The organism is Salmonella sp. NW1250 (assembly GCF_051812965.1).
Taxonomy (GTDB): domain Bacteria; phylum Pseudomonadota; class Gammaproteobacteria; order Enterobacterales; family Enterobacteriaceae; genus Salmonella; species Salmonella enterica.
This window is the reverse complement of record NZ_JAMNDD010000020.1, coordinates 13,291-32,002: the sequence shown is the minus strand read 5'-3', so window position 1 is coordinate 32,002 and position 18,712 is coordinate 13,291. Positions and strand designations below refer to the sequence as shown.

Below are 18,712 nucleotides of genomic sequence, written 5' to 3'. Positions count from 1 at the left end.
AAAGCCGCGCAAGGCCGGTGAATTCAGACGTTGAACGACAGCTTTCCCAAAAGCTCTACGGCTGCTCTGGGTCGACACCGGTAATCGGATCGTTGCCGCACTGAACAGCGCCCCGTTCCAGGTCGCCTCCATTTATGCGGCTGAACCGAGGGAGAGCAGCTTTACGCCGTCTGGCCGCAGTTCGCCCTTGGGCGACACGTGCCGGTAGAGCGTCTGCCGGGTAATCCCGAGTTCTTCGCAGAGATCGCCCACCTTGGTTTCCGGTTGCCCCATGCTGGCCATCGCCAGGCGTAGCTTGGCGGCGGTCATCTTGAAGGGGCGCCCCCCTTTCCTGCCGCGAGCGCGCGCCGAGATAAGTCCAGCGACTGTTCGCTCGGAAATCAACTCACGCTCGAACTCGGCCAGCGCGGCAAAAATACCGAACACAAGCTTGCCGGCGGCAGTCGTCGTGTCGACCGCCGCACCGTGACCGGTCAGGACCTTCAGGCCCACGCTACGCGCAGTTAGGTCGTGCACGGTGTTGATCAGGTGGCGCAGATCACGGCCAAGCCGATCGAGCTTCCACACGATCAGCGTGTCCCCTTCACGAAGCGCCTTCAGGCAAGCAGCCAACCCTGGGCGATCATCGCGCCTGCCCGAGGCCAGATCCTCGTAAAGGTGCGCAAGGCTCACACCAGCGGCGATGAGCGCATCGCGTTGCAAATTGGTGGACTGGGATCCGTCCGCCTTCGATACCCGCATGTAGCCGATCAGCACCTTTTCACCCGTCACGTATACGTTCGATTATGTGACAGTGTGAGCCGGAAAGCTCTATCCGTCAAAATTTGTCACTTAACCCGTCATTTTGTTTAAGACATGCAAAGGGTGCATCAGGCAGGTAATGTGACAGAAATTCCGGCGGGATGCCTTCCTTCACGAAGGTGGCGCGCAACCGTTCCAAGGAAGCGGGATCGCGCCGACCATAGGAAGCCAACGCGAACAGCGAGCGTGCCGTCTCGGGGTTGTGTCGCGCTTCAATGATGGCCTCGTCGATGGCCTGGACTGCACGCTGCCAGTGATTGATGGGCTCGGGCTTCGGCGCTTTCGTCGGCAGGCCACTGGTGAACCCGGTTTGGGGCTCGGACCAGAATAGCTTTGCCTGCTCGCCTGGCGGGCTGATGTCCCTCACCTCAATCAAGCTGATTGCCGTTGCCGCCGCCTCCAGCATCTGTAACCGTACTATCGGATTCAGGGTTTCATACGGTCGCCACAGACTTTGCCCAGCACGCAGCGGATGCCCGCAGCCTTCCCAGACTTGGCGGGGATACCCCGCGCAGGTTCCGCACGCGGAAAGCGGGGTGTTCAGCTCATCGAGCAGCGTGCGAAGAAGTCGAAACCACAATCCGGCGTGGATGCGTCGGCGCGGCAGCTCCACGTGACCGGTTGTCAGTGCCTGCCAGGTACGCTGGTCCATCGCCGCAATCGCGTCGCTGGCGGTGCGCGGTTCGGCGTCGGCGTTCTCCCAGCCGAGAAACCGCCCTGGCACGCCCCAATAGGATTCCAGCCAGCAGCCATGCAGCGGGCAGCTCAGCATCAGGGGCAGCTTCCACGCGAGCAGTACGGCTTGGTTCTCCGGATCGCTCAGGCAGAGCGGACAGGCGCGGTTTATCGGCTGGCTGGGCAGCCAGGCACGCCAGCTCGTGATGGATCGCGTCTTACGGCGGAGTCTTGGCAGCAACACCGAGAGCTGAAACGCATAGGTTTCCAAGGCGTCTGGAATCTGGTCATCAAGGCTGTCCAGTAGCCAAGGCACCCATCCGGCGAAACTCATACAGCGCAGCCGGTCCAGCTCGATGCCGCTCCGCTGGGAAAGCAACGCCAGCAGCGAGAGTGGTGGCGCGGTGTCCAGGTCATCGACCTGGCCGTGACCAAGATCGTGCTCCAGCAGGTCGGGCTCCTCCATGTGATAGCAAAGGGCCACGCGGTTGAGCCATGAGGACAGCGCCTCGCCTTCTTTCGGGGCGGGATGCAGCGGCCAGCGCGGCGCAGGCTTCACATCAGTTCCCGCTCGAATTGCCGCCGCCGCTCGCTGGGTCCGGTGTAAACGGCCATGCTGAGTGTGCGATGGTTGATCGCTTCCTCGCCGCTCTCCACGGCGACGATGGCCGCCGCCATCAGCAAGTGCGCCAGTTCCCCTATGGTGCCCTCGCTGCGTGTGAGCAGGTAGCGAGCCATGTCCAGCGTGGCAATTGGGGAAGGCCGGCGCAGCGGGAGCGAAGCGGCGAAGCTGGCCAGCAGTGAGCAGCAATCGTCGTTGGCCTCCCATACCGGCAGCATCATCGGCTCGAAGCGATTTTCCAACTGGTCATCGGAGCGGATGGCTAGGTAGGCGTCGCGCGTGCCTACCCCAACCAACGGGATGCGCAGTTCGTTGCCGAGGAAGCGCAGCAGGTTGAGGAATTCCCGGCGGTTGACGCTGTTGCCGGCCAGCACGTTGTGCAGCTCGTCGATCACCAGCATGCGCACGCCGACCTTGCGCAGCAGTGCCAGAGCCAGTTGCTCCATTTCGGGGTTGTAAGCCGGAACCGCCGAAATTTCCGTCAACTCCTCTAACCCCCTGCCACAAGGGCATCTAGGTCAATCATCTTGCGGTCACTCTGAAAGATTTAATTCTTTACCAACCCCAACCCCTGCAACGAAGTCGGGATCGTGAGAAACCAATAGCAGAGTGCCTGGGTAGTCCGCCAGGACCTGAGTGAGCAACTGACGCGAGGGGTGATCCAGATGGTTGTCCGGTTCATCGAGCAGCAGCAGGTCGGGCAGTTGCGCCAGTACCATCAGCAGACCCAGTTTTAACCTCTCCCCCCCACTCAGACCATGACAAGGCGTCAGAGCACGATCGCCGCGCAGGGCTATGCCCGCCAGCCGTGTTCTCGCATCACTCTCGGCCAGTGTCGGAGCCACTGTCAACAGGTTGGCAAGCGGGCTGAGATCCCGCGCAATCAGGCTGAGCCCCTGATCGAGGCAAGCCATCTTGCCATTGATGCGAAAGCTGCCCGTCTCGGGCTCCAGCACCCCACGCAACATCTGCAGCAGACTCGATTTGCCGCAGCCATTGCGACCGCCGAGCAAACAGCGCTCACCCCGTTGCAGCACCAGATCAACCCGCTGGCCATGCCAGCGCACGTGAGACGCAGCCGTAATCACCAGCGGCTGGGCAGCCCCCTTGCGCTCGATCTCCTCCGGCCACTGCATGATGAGCGGCTGCACCGCCGCCAGCGCGGCTGCTGCCTCGGTGCGGGCCTCCACTTGCGCACTGTGGCCCCGCTCGTGGCGGTCCAGCACTCTGCCAAGGGATTTGCCTGCCTGTTCCGCCTTGAAATCAAGCAGGATTTTGGCTTGGGAGCCGCGCTCACGCCGCCCCTGACTGGCTCGTCTGGCCGCCTGTTCACGCACTTTTTGCAAGCTGCGCGCCGCCGCCTTTTCGCTTCGCACCGCTTGCGCCAAACTGGTGCTGCGGGCAGCCTGTACCTCGGCCTGCTGTGCCAGAAACTCGTCAAACGAGAGGCGGGCACTCTGCAACCCCTGCTCGCTCAGCTCCAGAATATGACTGGTTTGATTGAGCAGGCGCCGGTCGTGGCTCACCAGCAGGTAACCTCCGCGATGTCTGGCCAGTTGCTGGCTTAGCCAGTCGATGCCAGAGGCATCGAGGTGGTTGTCTGGCTCATCAAGCAACAGAAAGTGAGCAGGCCTCGCAAACAGCGCCAGCAGGCGCAAACGGGTGAGCTGGCCACCGCTCAGGGTGCTGACCGGGACATGGGGATCGAGTCTGAGGCCTGCTTCTGCCAGCAGGTCGGCAAGATCGCTGCGCAGGTTCCAGCGATCAGCCAGCAACTCGAAATCGTCCTGGGCGCAGCTCCCCTGCTCGATGCGCTCAAGGGCCCGTAGCGGCTCGCCCCAGCCGATAAGGTCGGCCACACTGGCTGCGCAGTCATGATCTTGAGCCGGTGCAAACTGGGACAACCAGCTGATGGGGGTCAACCACTCGATCTTGCCAGAATCCGCGCGGCGCTGGCCCGCCAGCAGTTCCAGCAGCAGGCTCTTGCCGATGCCGTTACGGCCGATCAGGGTGCAGCCCGCAGCGGGCAAAGTGAAGGTAAGGGGCACAGTACAGGCGACGAAGGGCAGCTGCAAAGTGTTGATATGACATGCGATATGGGTCATCTGAACTCCTGTAGGCCAATGCGGAAGCCGCAGGCCAAGAGCTAAACCAAATGACAGGGACACGTGTCCACTAGTGGGAAAACAGCAGAGGAATCAGCATCAACCTGTCACGGTGAGACGCACCCGCTCTCCCTGGCGGGAGAAGAATCAAAAGTGGGGTGCGGACAGGTTAAATGCGCATCGGCGAAATACTCTTTACTGATGAAAGTAAAATCATACTTCAGATAGTAAAAAATGCCAAATGTTCCGGTATCACTCACTTGCATGTTGTATCAATAAGTCAAGTGTCAGTCTGGGCTATACCCTATCCTGATGTCAGATCGTTCGGTTAAAAAGTGTCAGAATAAAGCAGTTAAATTAATTTATTGACACACATAAGGCAAGGTCATAGATTTCTTCCTGACACTTTTAAGCTCTGGAGGTCTCTTGCAGGGACAACGCATCGGTTACATCCGTGTCAGTAGCTTCGATCAAAACCCAGAACGGCAACTGGAACATATCCAGGTGGACAAAGTTTTCATCGACAAAGCCTCTGGGAAAGACACTCAGCGCCCGCAGCTTGACGTCTTGCTCTCCTTTGTACGTGAAGGTGACACGGTCGTGGTACACAGCATGGATCGCCTTGCTCGCAACTTGGATGATCTGCGCCGACTTGTACAGGGACTAACCCAGCGCCGCGTCTGCATTGAATTCGTCAAGGAGCATCTGACTTTCACCGGCGAAGATTCACCGATGGCAAACCTTATGTTGTCTGTCATGGGGGCATTCGCCGAGTTCGAGCGAGCGTTGATCCGGGAGCGTCAACGTGAAGGTATTGCCTTGGCAAAACAGCGTGGCGCTTATCGGGGTCGAAAGAAATCGCTGTCTGACCCAGAGATAGCGGAAGTACGGCGGCGAGTCATTGCTGGCGAAAAGAAAGCGACGCTTGCCCGTGAATTCGGGATCAGTCGAGAAACGCTGTACCAATACTTGCGGGTGCCGGAGTAACTCATGGCGATTGCTAAAAGCGAGCGACTAACAGTTCTGTCGGACGCCGAGCAGGAGGCGCTGTATGGCTTGCCGGACTTTGACGATGCGCAGCGCCTGGAATACCTGGCCTTGACCGAAAATGAACTGGCGCTCGCCAGCAGCCGGCCAAGCATCCATGCTCAGGTCTATTGCATTCTGCAGATCGGGTATTTCAAAGCCAAGAACGATTTCTTCCGTTTCTACTGGCGTGACGTCGAGGATGATTGCGCTTTCGTGCTCAGCCGATATTTTCAAGGTGAGGCATTCGAGACCAAGCAGATCTCCAAACACGAGCACTACAGCCAACGCGGTAAAATTGCCGCACTATTCGGTTACCAGCCGTGGGCCTCCAGCTACCTGCCATCGCTTGAGCATCAAGCCTCGCTGATCGTGCGGCGTGATGTGACGCCCAACTTTGTTGCTGCTGAGCTGATCGTCTGGCTCAACGAACAAAAGATCATTCGTCCAGGCTATACCACCCTGCAAGCGCTGGTCAGCGAAGTCCTGTCCGCTGAACGTCGACGACTGGGAGCCCTGCTTGCACAGGTGTTGGATGAACCAGCCAAGACTTCCCTGAGTCAGCTCCTGGTGCGCGACGATACGCTGTCGCAACTGGCTGCTCTCAAACAAGACGCCAAGGATTTCGGGTGGCGTCAGATGGCCCGAGAGCGTGACAAGCGTACCCTACTGGCGCCATTACATGGGATTGCCAAAGGGCTGCTGCCCAAACTTGGGATCTCTCAACAAAACCTGCTGTATTACGCGAGTCTGGCTAACTTTTATACCGTCCATGATTTGCGCAACTTGAAGCCAGAGCAGACCCAGCTCTATCTGTTGTGCTATGCTTGGGTACGCTACCGGCAGCTCAGCGATAACCTGGTCGATGCGATGGCGTTCCACATGCATCAACTTGATCACGAAAACCGCGCGGGTGCCAGGGAGTCTTTCGCCGAAGAGCAGGTCAAACGTCATCAGGAAACGCCCCAGGTTGGTCGCTTGCTGTCCCTGTACGTGGACGACAGTGTCGCGGATCCGACGCCATTCGGCGAGGTGCGCCAGCGCGCCTACAAGATCATGGCCAAAGACGTGCTGCAAAACACGGCGCAGCGCATGAGTGTCAAGCCATTGAATAAACTGACATTGCACTGGCAGGCGGTGGATGGCCAGGCCAAACGTATCAGCCGTCATCTCCGACCGTTGTTTGTCGCGCTGGAGTTCGCCGCTACCGATCCGGACAGCCAGTGGCTGGCGGCACTAACCTGGGTTAAAAGCGTGTTCGCCAAGCAGCTGCGTCTGTCACAACGCCCACTCGCTGAATGCCCGGCAGCCACCCTACCTAAACGCTTGCGGCCCTACCTGCTGAGCTTTGATGCAGATGGAGAGCCGACAGGGTTACATGCCGACCGCTACGAGTTCTGGTTGTACCGCCAAGTCACAAAGCGTTTCCAATCTGGCGAGCTTTATCTCGATGACAGTTTGCAACATCGGCATTTCTCCGATGAGTTGGTGTCTATGGAAGAGCACGCTCAGGAGCTGGCACAGATGGACATCCCATTCCTGCGCCAACCGGTTGAAACACAGCTTGATGCCTTGGCCTCCGAGCTGCACAAGCAATGGCGGGCATTCAACCGTGAGCTGAAACAAGGCAAGCTGACACACCTCGAATACGACAAAGACACGCAAAAACTGACTTGGCGCAAGCCCAAGGGGGAAAACCAAAAGGCGCGGGAGCAAACCTTTTACGATCAATTGCCATACTGTGATGTCGCCGACGTGTTCCGCTTCGTCAACAACCAATGCCAGTTCCTATCGGCACTGACTCCGCTGCAACCACGTTACGCCAAGAAGGTTGCGGATACCGATAGCCTGATTGCGGTCATCATCGCCCAGGCCATGAACCACGGCAACCTGGTCATGGCGCGTACCAGTGATATTCCATACCACGTCCTGGAGAGCGCCTATCAGCAGTACCTGCGGCAAGCATCGCTACACGAGGCCAACGACGGCATCAGCAATGCCATTGCCGCGCTGCCTATCTTCCCGTATTACTCGTTCGACCTCGATGTGCTGTATGGCGCTGTCGATGGGCAGAAATTCAGCGTCGAGCGGCCAACCGTGAAAGCGCGCTACTCGCGCAAGTATTTCGGGCGAGGCAAGGGCGTGGTGGCCTATACGCTCTTGTGCAACCACATCCCGTTGAATGGATACCTGATTGGTGCCCATGATTATGAGGCCCACCATGTGTTCGACATCTGGTATCGCAATACCTCTGACATTGTGCCAGAGGTCATTACTGGCGATATGCACAGCATCAACAAGGCCAATTTCGCTATCCTGCACTGGTTCGGGCGGCGTTTCGAGCCACGGTATACCGACCTCAACGCCCAGTTGCAGGCGTTGTATTGTGTGGGCGATCCAGCACGGTATGAGAAGTGCCTGATCCAGCCAGTTGGCCAAATAGATCGGCAGTTGATTGTCAGCGAAAAGGCGAACATTGACCGGATCATCGCCACCCTGGGTTTGAAGGAGATGACGCAGGGAACGTTGATCCGCAAACTGTGCACCTACACCGCGCCAAACCCGACGCGGCGGGCCATCTTCGAGTTCGATAAGCTCGTGCGCAGCATCTACACGCTACGCTACCTGCGCGACCCCCAATTGGAACGTAACGTCCATCGCTCGCAAAACCGGATTGAGTCATACCATCAGCTACGTTCAAGCATTGCGCAGGTGGGAGGCAAGAAAGAATTGACGGGGCGGACCGACATTGAGATCGAGATCTGCAACCAGTGCGCCAGGCTGATCGCCAACGCAGTCATCTACTACAACTCGGCCATCCTGTCGCGGTTGCTAACGAAGTGCGAAGCAACAGGTAACGCCAAGGCGCTCGCGGCGCTCACCCAGATATCGCCGGCAGCCTGGCGACACATTTTGCTGAACGGACACTATACCTTTCAGAGTGACGGCAAGGTGATTGATCTGGATGCCCTTGTGGCAGGGGTGGAACTGGCGTGACGGAAATTTCGGCGGTTCCGGCTTACAACCCCATTTCCGGCAACCGTGGGCGTGGGCGCAGCGGCGCGCCCATCGCGGCGAGCAGCGCGACGTAGAAGCGGATCACGGACGGCTCGGACGGCATCTGCACGACCAACACCGGGATGTGCTCCTGGTCGGCGTCGGAGCTGGCCGGGTGGGTGCGGCGGAACTTCTCGACGATCATCGACTTGCCATTGTTGGTCGGGCCAACCAGCAGCAGGTTGGGCATGCGTTGCTTGTTTGGCCACGCATAAAGGGCTTCCAGCCGGTTCAGCGCCTCGACTGCGCGCGGATAGCCGATCCAGCGGTCGGCGCGAAGGCGCTGGATGCGCTCGTCCGCCGGAAGACGGGCCAAGCCCTGGGCCGCCGGCAGCAGGTGGGACAGGTCGATGATGGGATATTCGTCCACGGCTACCACTCCTCAATCTGGTCGAACGGTTTGGCGGGTGGCAAGTTGTCTGCCTGCGGGTCGGCAATATCCGTATCCGGCGGAACGGGCTTGTCCGGCCGAGCTGATGTCTTGAGGTGCTGGCGGCGATCCGCGTCACGCCGCGCCTTGCGTGTGGCCTTCTGCGCGCTGGTCACAATCTCACGCATCTGGCCGATCATGCGGAACAGCGCCGACTCATCCACCTGTTCGCGCCCTTGCTGCCGCAGTTTCGCCAGCGCCTGCCGTTGTTCCCAGAGGGTGACAGCCGGATGCGACAAGGTACGGTAGGGAATTTCCAGGTAATGCTGTCCCTCCGGTTCCAGGACCCAGATACGGCTGATGTCGCGCGGATCGCGCCGGATCAGAAAGGACGGCCAGCGTTCACGCCGCGCAATCCACGGCTTGAGCGCATCGGCGTAGTAGTGGATGTGGTCGATGACAAAGCCGGTGCGGGTCAGCGTGCGCCGGAGGATCGGCAGAAAATCGACCAGGAACGAAGTAGCGCGTGTGACGACGGCCGGTACGCCGACACGCGCCACGGCCTCGGCCCAGCGCGCGGCCGGCGGTTGGAGCAGGCCGTTGTGCACCGAACCGTGGTAGGTGCCGACCGCCAATGTGAGCCAGCGCTCTAGCTCGCGCAGCGTCAGGGCGGCCTTGTTTTCGGAATCGTAGTCGCCGCGCTGGTCAGGGTTGGAGAAGGTCGTTCCCGGCAGTTCGTCGTGAATCATCTGCATCGCCGTGCCGATGATCCGTTCCACGATGCCGCCATAGTGCGGCTGTCCCAGCGGGCGATAGTCCAGCCGGATGCCATGCTGCTCGCAACCCCGGCGCAGGGCCTCGCTCTTGAACTCGGCCGCGTTGTCTAGGTAGAGCAGCAAGGGCTTGCCGCTCATCTGCCAATCCATTTCCACGTTCAGTCCTTCCAGCCAAGGGCGCTTGTCGCAGGCGACATGCACGAGGCACAGGCCAACCGAAACGGCAGACGGCGCTTCCAGCGTGACGACCATGCCGAGCACGCAGCGGGTGAACACGTCGATGGCGAGGGTCAGGTACGGGCGGCCAATAGGTTGCCGGTCGCGGTCATCGACCACGATCAGGTCGATGACCGTATGGTCTATCTGCACCTGCTCCAGCGGCGCGGTCACGGCAGGAGGCTCGCCGCCCACACCTTGTAGGTCACGAGCGGCATCCTGGCCTTCCCGCCGGCGGATGACCTTGCGCGGGTCAAGGCTAGCGATCCGTAAGGCCACGGTATTGCGCGCCGGCACTCGCAGTTTTTGAGCCTTGCACACCTGAGTGACTTCGCGGTGAAAGGCCGCTAGGCTGCGCTTCTGCTTGGTCAGGAACCGCTTTTGCAGTAGCTCGTGGATGACGCGCTCGACCGGTTCCGGCAAGCGCCCCTTACCTTTACCTCCACCGGACTGGCCGGGCACCAGATCCGTCACGAGGCCGCTGCCTTGCCGGGCACGCCGGATCAGAACGTATACCTGGCGCCGAGACAAGCCCAGCGCCTGAGCCGCCATATCGGCCGCTTCGTGCCCGACCGTCTCCGACTGCGCCAACGGACTGATGATCTCCGCACGACGGCGCGCACGCTCCCAAGCCTCATCAGGCAGAGTGGCCACGCCTTGTTCTGGAATCCGTGGGGTGTCCGTCGCCATGCTCACCTCGCTTTGGTGCACACGAGTATTGAGCATAGTCGAGATTGGTGCAGATCACTTCTGATATTGAACTGTCAGGAGCTGGCTGCACAACAGCCATTACGCCCAATCAACTGGTGCAGTCGTCTTCTGAAAATGACATTTCGACACAGGAACAGGATACTCAGGCTCAGATATCAGCACTAAAGTCAGCCGGGTGTGAACTGATTTTCCAGGAAAAAGCTTCGGGAGGGCGATGGGATCGACCCGAACTACAACGTCTTTTACAGCAACTGCGCAAAGATGATCAGGTTATTGTATGGAAACTGGATCGCCTTTCCCGTTCGCTGAAGGATTTATTGCTGACGCTGGAGAAGATTGAAAACACGGGAGCTGATTTTCGCAGCATTACCGAAAATATTGACACATCCACTCCGGCGGGCAGGATGATGATGCAGATCGTTGGCTCCTTTGCTGAATTTGAACGCGCCATGCTTCGTGAGCGGACAAAGAGCGGGCTTGCGGCGGCACGCCAGGATGGCCGGGTTGGTGGGCGACGCCCTAAGTTAACCCCCCAACAGCAAAAAGAGATTGTCTCGCTCGTCACATCGGGGCAAAAAACGGGCGCTGATGCTGCACGTTTGTTCCGTGTTCATCCTTCCACCGTGGTGCGGCTTCTTGCCAGACACCGGATGACTGAGATCGGACAGACATAAATCGATGCGGGGGTCCATCTTGGTCATGCCGTCACGGAGCGGCGGAACGAAGGGTTGGATGTTCCCCCTGAATTTCTTCCCCACATATCCCCATTGGGCTGGGCGCACATTCTACTGACTGGCGAATATCTTTGGCCCAAGGAACCGAAAGCTTAGGGTGTCATTTCGCCCTCAGCCGGAACCGACCCCTTGAAGGCGATGAGGAATAACGGAAGATCAAAGATCGTTGATCGATCCTCTGAAGATCCTGTACTCTCTTGCTCAGAAACGAAAAAACCACCCGGCAAGGTGGTTTTTTCGAAGGTGATAAGAGCGTCAACTCTTTGCACCTGGTAACTGAATCCGAAGCAGGGAGAACAGTCACCGTTAAATTCAAATGTAGTGTAGCAGTCGTCATGGCTGCAATTCAAGTCCCATCTCCCTGCTCGAATGACGTTACCGCATTGGCTGTTACCAATGGCGGCGATTTGCCGCGCCTGACGAACTGGAAATCGTGTGTTTGTCATAGTCAGGCGTAACGGCAGCGGGAGACGGGGAGTCTGGTTAAAACCCGCAGCGTTGGAGCGAACTGTCTAAGTCGAGCCGAGAACTTTAAGCGTGAGCTATGAGAAAGCGCCACGTTGCCCGAATGGGCTAAAGGCGGTCAGGTTTCGGTAAACGATATGACAGGAACACAGGACGTAACCAGGGGGAGCGATGCCAACGAAAGGCGGCAGATCTCTAAGCTGTGTCGGGTTTCGCCTACTTCTGACTTGTAGCTTTTTTTTGAAGCTCGTCAGGAGGGGCGGAGCCTTTGGAAAAAGGCGACTTACGCCGCCTTTCATGCTTTTATCGCTCATAAATCGGTATTAGTAGCAGGACTACAACGGACATAGATTGAAGTCCTGTTATGGCAAAATGCATCCATCTATAGGAACTTGAACGATCTTTAGTCTCGTACACACCTCTTATCATTATCGGCTTTTGCATTAACATGATTATCAAAATACCGAGCATATTTGTAATGAAAGAGGTAAAAGCGGGTATACCTATGAACATTAATCCTCTGCGCGATAGCTCCGCAGCTATTGCTACCACAGCAACTAATTTCAGTGGCTGTACGGCATGTTTGAAAATATAGCGTTCAAATTTTTCTATCATTTATAGTCCTCCCCACGATTCCAACGGTCCTCCCAGTGCTCAAGATAAGGTTTTGCCAGCTGGGGCATGTTCCAGATCACCACCGCGTTTTCCGAGTTTTTAGATTCTGCTGCTTTGGTGTAGTTGAAGCTGCCCGTCTGAACTGACCGTTCATCAATAATCATCACCTTGTCATGCTGGATAGGAAAGTCGCTATCCACCCGCAGCGGGATCTCGTTTTTCACAATGTACTTCATCGCACGGTGGCTTACGTCATTACGATTGCCGCGTTCGTCGATAACGATTTTCACATCGACACCGCGATTTTTAGCTTTGACCAGCGCCTGCATTATATCCATCGCGGTAAAGCTATAAGCCATCATTCGGATCGAGGATTGCGCGGAGTCGATAGCGCCAATTACCAACGTTTGAGCGCTACCTTCAGGAGAAAACCCGACCTGTACCGATGGCGAATCGGCGGCTATTGAGGGCAGGGAGGAAAAGGCCAGAACCCCCGTCAGGAATATGATTGCTCCTTTTTTCACTTTATCCCTCCATTCATGCACTCATACTTATATTCTGGCGAATAGTAGATTTCGCGAATCTTCCTTTTCGCCATGAAAACGACCACATCAATAGTGGAGTGCAGCAGGCGCATAATGTCAGAAATATCCAGCATACGGCCCACTTCGGTAGCTTTAACCATCAACCCTATACGGGTGAAGGCATCCATCGCCGAGTTAGCATGTGTGGAGGTTAAGCCGCCAGGGTGTCCGGTATTCAACGCCTGAAGGTAATCCCATGCAGCATCATCCCTCAGCTCTGTCATGAAGATACGATCTGGTGTCAGGCGCATACAGGCTTTAAGGCACTGCGTCGGCGTAGCCAGCCCTGGTTTATCTTTACCGCCATATTTCATATAAACGGCTTCTTCCAGGTGGGTAGCTTCAACTTCGTGAGCATCCTCCATGATTATCACGCGTTCCTGCGGGCTAATGGCTTTGAGCAGGGCGCGGGTGAGTACCGTTTTCCCTGACCCGGTTTCTCCCACAACGACAACGGTTCGCTTTTTCCGTACCGCAGTAAGCAAAAATTCTTCCCGGCGTTTAGCCCGGTATAACTCTTTCAGCAGGAGATCGTCGTCGTCCAGCTCGCGCTTATGGCTGTCAATTTCCCGGCAAAACTCAAAGATACCTTCCTGGCTTAACGTCGCCAGGTCTTTATCCAGCGCGATATTTTTACGAAAAGCGATAGCGGCGGTGTTATCGATCACCGCAGGCGGTAAACAGATAATTCCCCTGGAACCGTCCGGTAACACCACGTCATTAATCATCTGGCGCGAAACGTTATTGGCGCTGGTTAATGCCGCAGTCAGGTTATCGATAAACGCGCCGGTAATGCTGTCGTTCTGGATGATTTTGCGGCCTTCGAATGTGTCACAAACCACCTCGTTATAACGGTTGATTCGGACTTCAAATACGCCCGGATCTTCGAAATACTCCCGCAGCGGCCCCAGCTGGTAATAAGCCGATGATTGATTCATGTAAGTTATCTCCTGCTACAAAGAACAGTGGGCCTTCCGGCCCACGTTGATTAGTTGTCTGCCAGTGAGTAAATATCACTGAAATCGAGGTCACGAACGACGTAGATACTGATTGCGTCGCCCTGCTGGTCGTAGAGTGTTGGCGGGATGTTAATCGTGGCTCTCAGTGCTTCAGAGGCCAGTTCCTGCGAGTTGTTTTGCGTATTACTAAACTGGATATTATTGCCGTTTTGAGCTGCGGCCACGCCAGCCTGAAGCGCGTCAGACAGGACGGAAATGAACACGGCCCCTTCGAAGCGATCCCAAAAGTGGGAGTCAACCTGTCCGGGAACACCGGAACTACCGAGAGAGTTGGTCCCGGCGCTATCCAGATTAACGAATGTGCCATCCGGGTTTACCACTCGCTCCCACAGCACAAAGACGCGAGCCTGACCATTTTTGAGGCCACCGTTCATCTGGCCCGTAACAAATGCGCCTTTGTCGATCAGCTTCACCAACCCATCGAGGGAATACACATCACGCGTCACCCGGCAGGACACCATGCCGGGAACGGTCGTATCCAGCTCCGTAGACGTGCCACACGGTATCATCGTCCCTTTAGCAATGGTCATGCTCATATTTTGCATTACGCCCGCTCTGCTGCCTTTCAGGCGGGCAGGTGTAAGCTCTTTTGCTAACGCGCTGCTGCCTTCGCTGCCTTCGTCGCTTTGCTGCTCTTTTTTGGCCGGAGTCTGGCTACCGCCCTGCTCGCCGGAAAGATCGCCATCAAGACGGCGCTGCATGGCGACTTCTTCCGGTGTCAGCTGCTTCTTCCCGTTGCTGGCCCGGCCCGTGTTGCTATGACTGGCTTCATATTCCGCTCTGGCTTTATCCTGCATCGCCTTCTGATTAGCGTCAGGGGCCGCTGCCCCGCCAACGTTCGGGTTAGTGTTGAACTGATAGTTAGGCAGACTGCTAACCCCATCATTTTTATTACCGCTGTCAGCTTTGGCCGTGTCCGGCGCTTTGCGTGTGTGCGTGTAAATAGTGACGCCAACGAAGCACATGGCGATGATAGCCAGGATAGCAATAAAGGCTTTTAGCCCTGGTGCGGTGCGGCGTTTCTGTGCGGGCATTCCCCCGCGTTCATCGTTGAAGCTGTTGTTGTTATCCAGCTCGCTATCAATATCGACTTTACGGGCCATTAGTTATCCCCTCCTTTTTGCACCCTTCTTACATCCGGGGAGGCTGTGCCAGTGGAAATTGCGCCAGCTGAAGGCACGTAGTTGATATTTTTAATACCAACAACCTTTGTCCAGCCAAGCCTTACACGCCATTCTTTCGCTACGTTCTGGCATTCCAGAATGTTGTTATGTTCACCAACCGGGCGACAGTTAGGGAGCGTCTCTTTGCCGCTGGACGATATGTAATAAACCTGCGGTAAGTCGGCGTTTTCCGGGAACTCAAAGCGCGTGAAACGGTAGTTATCCCAAACATGGATCGGCTGAATATCTGCCATTTCCGGCTCGTCGCTCATTTCATACTGGTAGTTTTTAGGACCAGCGAAAGCAGACTCCCGTAGCTTCTCCGTCAGGCGCTTTTTCTCAGCCACGCTGGAGGCTTTTTTCTGCTCGTCAAACGGGTATTCATAGGTCAGCTGAAGCGTGGCCTGTTTCATTGACCACGGCGTTTTGATAAACGATTTTGTTTCTGTGCCGTCAGCGTTCTTTGTTGTCGTCTCACCGATATAGTGAAGCACGATGTTATAAGACCGTTTATCAGTAACGATGGTCAGGTTGGTATCACTCATTTCGGTCTTAGGTTTCACGAAATAGTGATTAAGTTTGTGTGAGAAAATCCAGCCAGCAGAATCACCGAAAGCGTGAGTGATATAGCTTTCATCCGGGGAAACGACGATATGCGTAAACAGGCCCGCTACCGCATCAATTCGCACCACATCGACCGGGTTATAAACTACCGTTTTGATACGGAAGTCATACGGTGAACTTTTCGGCGCTTGAAGCGCCGCTGCGTTAAATGTGGTCCCGGCCAGCGCCATTGCGATCACTGCGGATAAGACTACTTTTTTCATAGTACAGTCCTCAGTTCGACTCAGGGTTAACGCGGTAACTGGTGACGCGGAAGCCGAGCGGGTTGATGTAGCGCTGCGAGGCGTTCATAGCCAGCGATTTGTACTCGTAGCCCAGGATGGCAATCCAGCGCTTCGGTGGATCGTCAAAGTTATTGCTACGAGAGCGGCGAACGGTCGTAAAGCGAATGGTCGCCACGCCATGCTCTCTATCGAGAATGGTTGAGTTGATGCTTACTCGCGTTGTCTCGCTGTCACCCAGGACCTTATCAATCCCTTGCTTACCCTTGAACCGGGAAAGGTAGGCTTCCGCCACGTTCGGCGTGGACATTAAACCTACGGCGTCATAGTCCACTTGCAGGGAATAAAAATCGTAGGATTCTCGGTGGATAACGTATTGAGTCAGGAAATACTTATCAATTTCGTCGCCATAGGTGGCATCGTCACGCGTCAGCTTAACCTGTGATACCTCGTGATTGCTGGGGTTCAGCGTCAACAGGAACGGCGGTATTGGCTGGCTGTAGCGGTAATTCACAAAGGTAGCATTACCGATTGCCACAACCGCTACAACGGATGCGACCGCGGCGACTATCCACGCCGTGCGGCGTGAAGATAACACTTCGTTCATAACGTCCACTTCCAGCCCTTTACGGCTTTCGTTGAACTCTTTGATGGCCTCTTTGGTCAGCCCTTTCTTTTTCTCTCTCATAACAACCACCTTATCCCTGTGTATCTACTGGAAGCGTTTTATTGACTGGCACAGTGTGGCTCCAGTCCGGCTCCGGCGGTGGCTTGAAACTGCTGGAACATGCCCCTAACAACAACACCCCTAAAAGTACGATTGCGCGCATAGTTTCGACCTCATTTGTCCATTGCGTTCTATTATCTTATATCCGTGAAATTGCAATTTCAACGACTTTTGTTTATTTATGCTGCTTTTCCCCGGCTACCACGCGCCTTTCCTGTCAGACCTGAACCGCCAGCCCCTGCATTGCCGCTACTGCTGGCGCTTTGTCCACCGCCGCCGCCAGCTGCTGAAGGTCTTGCTGAAGGCTTCGCTCCACCAAAAATCCCATTAGAGGCAACATTACCCATCGTATTCATCGAGTGGCCCGCATGGCGGGCCGCAGAAGCTATATCAGCAGAAACACCGCTACCGAAATTCGACGCTACCGCTGGAACCTGGAACAACACATAGACGGAAACAATGGTGAGAATGACCAGTCCAATAGCCGTTGATAAGGCATCAAAGCCTTCGCTGCCGTTAAGACCGGAAATCATTTTTGTAAAGAGGCTCATTAACAACCCAAATACGAGAGCCAAAAGAACTATGACCAAGCTGTAATTAATAACGGTCCCCATCCACTTAGCAAATATGCCTTTTGTTGGATTCCACAGGAGACAGAATATAGCTATTGGACCTAAACACAGGCTTATAGCCAGTAGCACTTTAGCCATAATTATAAAGGCAGAACCCAACCCACAAAGAACTACGGTCGCTGCTATTAGAATGAGTCCGATTACTGCGCTCATTATGCCGTTAGCGCTAATGCCAGCCCCTTCGAACGCTGTTTGTATTGCCGTTATAGACTGGTCTACCCCAGTATCAATAATGGCTGCCATCCCTGTAATTGAGGTTTTATTTTGAGTCACCAATATTGAAGCAAAATTATCAGGCAGGGTTAAAGCCAAATGCACAAGGTCGGTTTGATATAACCCGCCAGCCGTTGCAAAACTCAAAACAACAGCCGCTTTCATATATTGTGTAATTAAATCCCCAAGCGCCTCCCCGCCCCCTCCGGGGCTAAGAGCGGAATATGCACCTTGAGCCATAAACTTGATGGTCAAAAATATTGCAACCGTTGGTGTGACGGTTGCAATGATGGTTGTTACGTTGGTATCAACCATCATATTTATCAGATCATCAATTATGTCAAATATCTGCTGAACAGTATTAAATGCCATAACTACACCCTGAAATTTAGTTTAACTTCGGCACGCTATGAGAGTTATCTTTCCCATGAACAAAAAGTTCAGTCTCTGCGTCTCTTGCATTTTTACAATCAGCATCCTGCAAGGATTCAGCGTTCTTTTTGCATTCAACAAGCATTTGTTTTCGCTCTGTCTCATGCGACTTATACCAATCTTTGTCATGCTCAGGCTTACAACCAGCGAGAGCGGAAACACCGATAAAAACTAAAGCTACTTTTAAAGTCGTTTTCATATAATCACCTTATTTCAACGGAGCGGGGTTATGACCACCATCAGAACCATAAATAAAATTACCTACGGCGCGTTCTCTTTGAGCTTCATACAACTTATCTTGTGATTCCTGAAGCATACTCATGAGCTTCAGTTTCGCTTGCTCGCCCTGAATTGCGCCTTGCGCGGTTTGAATGCGAGCCTGAAGATCAGCAACTTCCTTTACATCTTTAGTTGTGGAAATCTGCTCGGTTAGTGCTTGCATATCACTTAATTCCTGCATCTGATTGTTATATGCCTTTTCAGCTATAACACGGTCATATGCTCCTTTCTCGGCCAACTTTTTATTTAGAGCTTTAATTGCATCAGAAGGATTCATATCATCAACTTCCGAATTAAAGTCACCAACCATACTTTGAACATCACCAGTTACGGACGATGATGAGTTCATGGCATCGCTATAAACTTTCTTCCAGTCGTCAGGAAGGTTATTAGCCAAGCTGCTTGTTGATGTGTCCAGCAAATCCCCAATATTGGTTGTCTTTGCCAAGCTCTCATATGTCGCTTTTTGGGTAGCCAGCTGCTGTTTCAGTTGGTCAAGCTGGTTTGCCATTTCCTCAAGCGTTTTAGCAAGGCTGGTCGGATCGTAGACCACAACACCAGTACCCTCTATAGCAGAAGCCGTACCAATGGTTCCCGCACCTAACAGCCCAGCCAGTGCAATAGCAATTAACTTCGCTTTCATAA

At 55.2% G+C, this 18,712-nt stretch carries 19 protein-coding genes and 2 pseudogenes; 4 read left to right on the top strand and 17 right to left on the bottom strand.

All coding sequences use genetic code 11. The features are described 5' to 3' along the window. Positions 1-132 precede the first annotated feature (132 nt). The 4 genes from NBA72_RS23155 to NBA72_RS23140 all read right to left on the bottom strand — a co-directional run bounded on the left by NBA72_RS23155 (position 133) and on the right by NBA72_RS23140 (position 4,203). Entirely contained in the window at positions 133-756 is a 624-nt protein-coding gene (locus tag NBA72_RS23155) for a recombinase family protein (RefSeq protein ID WP_003155741.1), read from the bottom strand. A 61-nt stretch (positions 757-817) separates the two neighbouring features. Further along, positions 818-2,035, bottom strand: a complete 1,218-nt coding sequence (locus NBA72_RS23150) for a TniQ family protein (protein ID WP_006122485.1) — start codon at positions 2,033-2,035, stop codon at positions 818-820. Next, positions 2,032-2,583, bottom strand: a complete 552-nt coding sequence (locus tag NBA72_RS23145) for a TniB family NTP-binding protein (RefSeq protein WP_439005030.1) — start codon at positions 2,581-2,583, stop codon at positions 2,032-2,034. Before NBA72_RS23145 ends, NBA72_RS23150 begins: the two co-directional genes overlap by 4 nt. Before the next feature lie 48 nt (positions 2,584-2,631). Next, complete coding sequence (locus NBA72_RS23140; RefSeq protein ID WP_039026336.1) at positions 2,632-4,203, bottom strand: ATP-binding cassette domain-containing protein; 1,572 nt, start codon at positions 4,201-4,203, stop codon at positions 2,632-2,634. Between the two features lie 426 nt (positions 4,204-4,629). On the opposite strand from NBA72_RS23140, the gene NBA72_RS23135 reads away from it, so the two are divergent. Beyond that, positions 4,630-5,190, top strand: a complete 561-nt coding sequence (locus NBA72_RS23135; protein WP_039022047.1) for a recombinase family protein — start codon at positions 4,630-4,632, stop codon at positions 5,188-5,190. Positions 5,191-5,193: 3 nt separating this feature from the next. After that, the gene (locus NBA72_RS23130; protein WP_039022048.1) at positions 5,194-8,226 is read left to right on the top strand and encodes a Tn3 family transposase; all 3,033 of its coding nucleotides are present in this window, start codon (positions 5,194-5,196) and stop codon (positions 8,224-8,226) included. 22 nt (positions 8,227-8,248) lie between these two features. On the opposite strand, the gene NBA72_RS23125 is transcribed toward NBA72_RS23130, so the two are convergent. From NBA72_RS23125 to NBA72_RS23115, 3 genes and pseudogenes are all read right to left on the bottom strand, one after another. After that, positions 8,249-8,656 carry a TniB family NTP-binding protein gene (locus tag NBA72_RS23125; protein ID WP_439005029.1) on the bottom strand — a complete coding sequence of 136 codons (408 nt, stop codon included), beginning with the start codon at positions 8,654-8,656 and terminating at the stop codon, positions 8,249-8,251. A 2-nt stretch (positions 8,657-8,658) separates the two neighbouring features. Next, the gene (locus tag NBA72_RS23120) at positions 8,659-10,338 is read right to left on the bottom strand and encodes a Mu transposase C-terminal domain-containing protein (RefSeq protein ID WP_000179844.1); all 1,680 of its coding nucleotides are present in this window, start codon (positions 10,336-10,338) and stop codon (positions 8,659-8,661) included. Between the two features lie 74 nt (positions 10,339-10,412). Continuing rightward, a pseudogene (locus NBA72_RS23115) lies at positions 10,413-10,481 on the bottom strand (EAL domain-containing protein); the annotation flags it as partial. Between NBA72_RS23115 and NBA72_RS23110 the strand changes: the two are divergent. Together NBA72_RS23110 and NBA72_RS23105 are read left to right on the top strand one after the other, a co-directional pair. Continuing rightward, positions 10,455-11,033 (top strand): recombinase family protein, encoded by a 579-nt coding sequence (locus NBA72_RS23110; protein ID WP_194428374.1) that lies wholly within the window; start codon positions 10,455-10,457, stop codon positions 11,031-11,033. The pseudogene NBA72_RS23115 and the gene NBA72_RS23110 overlap by 27 nt on opposite strands. 15 nt (positions 11,034-11,048) lie before the next feature. Continuing rightward, positions 11,049-11,189, top strand: a pseudogene (locus NBA72_RS23105) (Tn3 family transposase); the annotation flags it as partial. A gap of 672 nt (positions 11,190-11,861) precedes the next feature. On the opposite strand, the gene NBA72_RS23100 reads toward NBA72_RS23105, so the two are convergent. The 10 genes from NBA72_RS23100 to NBA72_RS23055 all read right to left on the bottom strand — a co-directional run bounded on the left by NBA72_RS23100 (position 11,862) and on the right by NBA72_RS23055 (position 18,710). After that, the gene (locus NBA72_RS23100; protein ID WP_000570332.1) at positions 11,862-12,173 is read right to left on the bottom strand and encodes a hypothetical protein; all 312 of its coding nucleotides are present in this window, start codon (positions 12,171-12,173) and stop codon (positions 11,862-11,864) included. Then, on the bottom strand, positions 12,170-12,697 hold the full coding sequence (locus tag NBA72_RS23095; protein WP_000715148.1) for a phospholipase D family protein: 528 nt from the start codon (positions 12,695-12,697) through the stop codon (positions 12,170-12,172). Before NBA72_RS23095 ends, NBA72_RS23100 begins: the two co-directional genes overlap by 4 nt. Continuing rightward, on the bottom strand, positions 12,694-13,695 hold the full coding sequence (locus NBA72_RS23090) for an ATPase, T2SS/T4P/T4SS family (protein ID WP_001076634.1): 1,002 nt from the start codon (positions 13,693-13,695) through the stop codon (positions 12,694-12,696). The genes NBA72_RS23095 and NBA72_RS23090 overlap by 4 nt, the downstream gene beginning before the upstream one ends. A 50-nt stretch (positions 13,696-13,745) precedes the next feature. Then, entirely contained in the window at positions 13,746-14,879 is a 1,134-nt protein-coding gene (virB10, locus tag NBA72_RS23085) for a type IV secretion system protein VirB10 (RefSeq protein WP_000101920.1), read from the bottom strand. Then, positions 14,879-15,766 (bottom strand): TrbG/VirB9 family P-type conjugative transfer protein, encoded by an 888-nt coding sequence (locus NBA72_RS23080; RefSeq protein WP_000758230.1) that lies wholly within the window; start codon positions 15,764-15,766, stop codon positions 14,879-14,881. Before NBA72_RS23080 ends, virB10 begins: the two co-directional genes overlap by 1 nt. A 10-nt stretch (positions 15,767-15,776) precedes the next feature. Next, a complete protein-coding gene (locus tag NBA72_RS23075) occupies positions 15,777-16,472 on the bottom strand; it encodes a type IV secretion system protein (protein ID WP_001208352.1) in 696 nt (231 codons plus the stop codon). A gap of 10 nt (positions 16,473-16,482) precedes the next feature. Next, the gene (locus NBA72_RS23070; protein WP_032493177.1) at positions 16,483-16,614 is read right to left on the bottom strand and encodes a hypothetical protein; all 132 of its coding nucleotides are present in this window, start codon (positions 16,612-16,614) and stop codon (positions 16,483-16,485) included. Positions 16,615-16,690: 76 nt separating this feature from the next. Next, the gene (locus NBA72_RS23065) at positions 16,691-17,728 is read right to left on the bottom strand and encodes a type IV secretion system protein (RefSeq protein WP_101972614.1); all 1,038 of its coding nucleotides are present in this window, start codon (positions 17,726-17,728) and stop codon (positions 16,691-16,693) included. A gap of 16 nt (positions 17,729-17,744) precedes the next feature. Further along, on the bottom strand, positions 17,745-17,987 hold the full coding sequence (locus NBA72_RS23060) for an EexN family lipoprotein (protein WP_000858958.1): 243 nt from the start codon (positions 17,985-17,987) through the stop codon (positions 17,745-17,747). 9 nt (positions 17,988-17,996) lie between these two features. Continuing rightward, entirely contained in the window at positions 17,997-18,710 is a 714-nt protein-coding gene (locus NBA72_RS23055) for a type IV secretion system protein (protein ID WP_000644929.1), read from the bottom strand. Positions 18,711-18,712 lie beyond the last annotated feature (2 nt).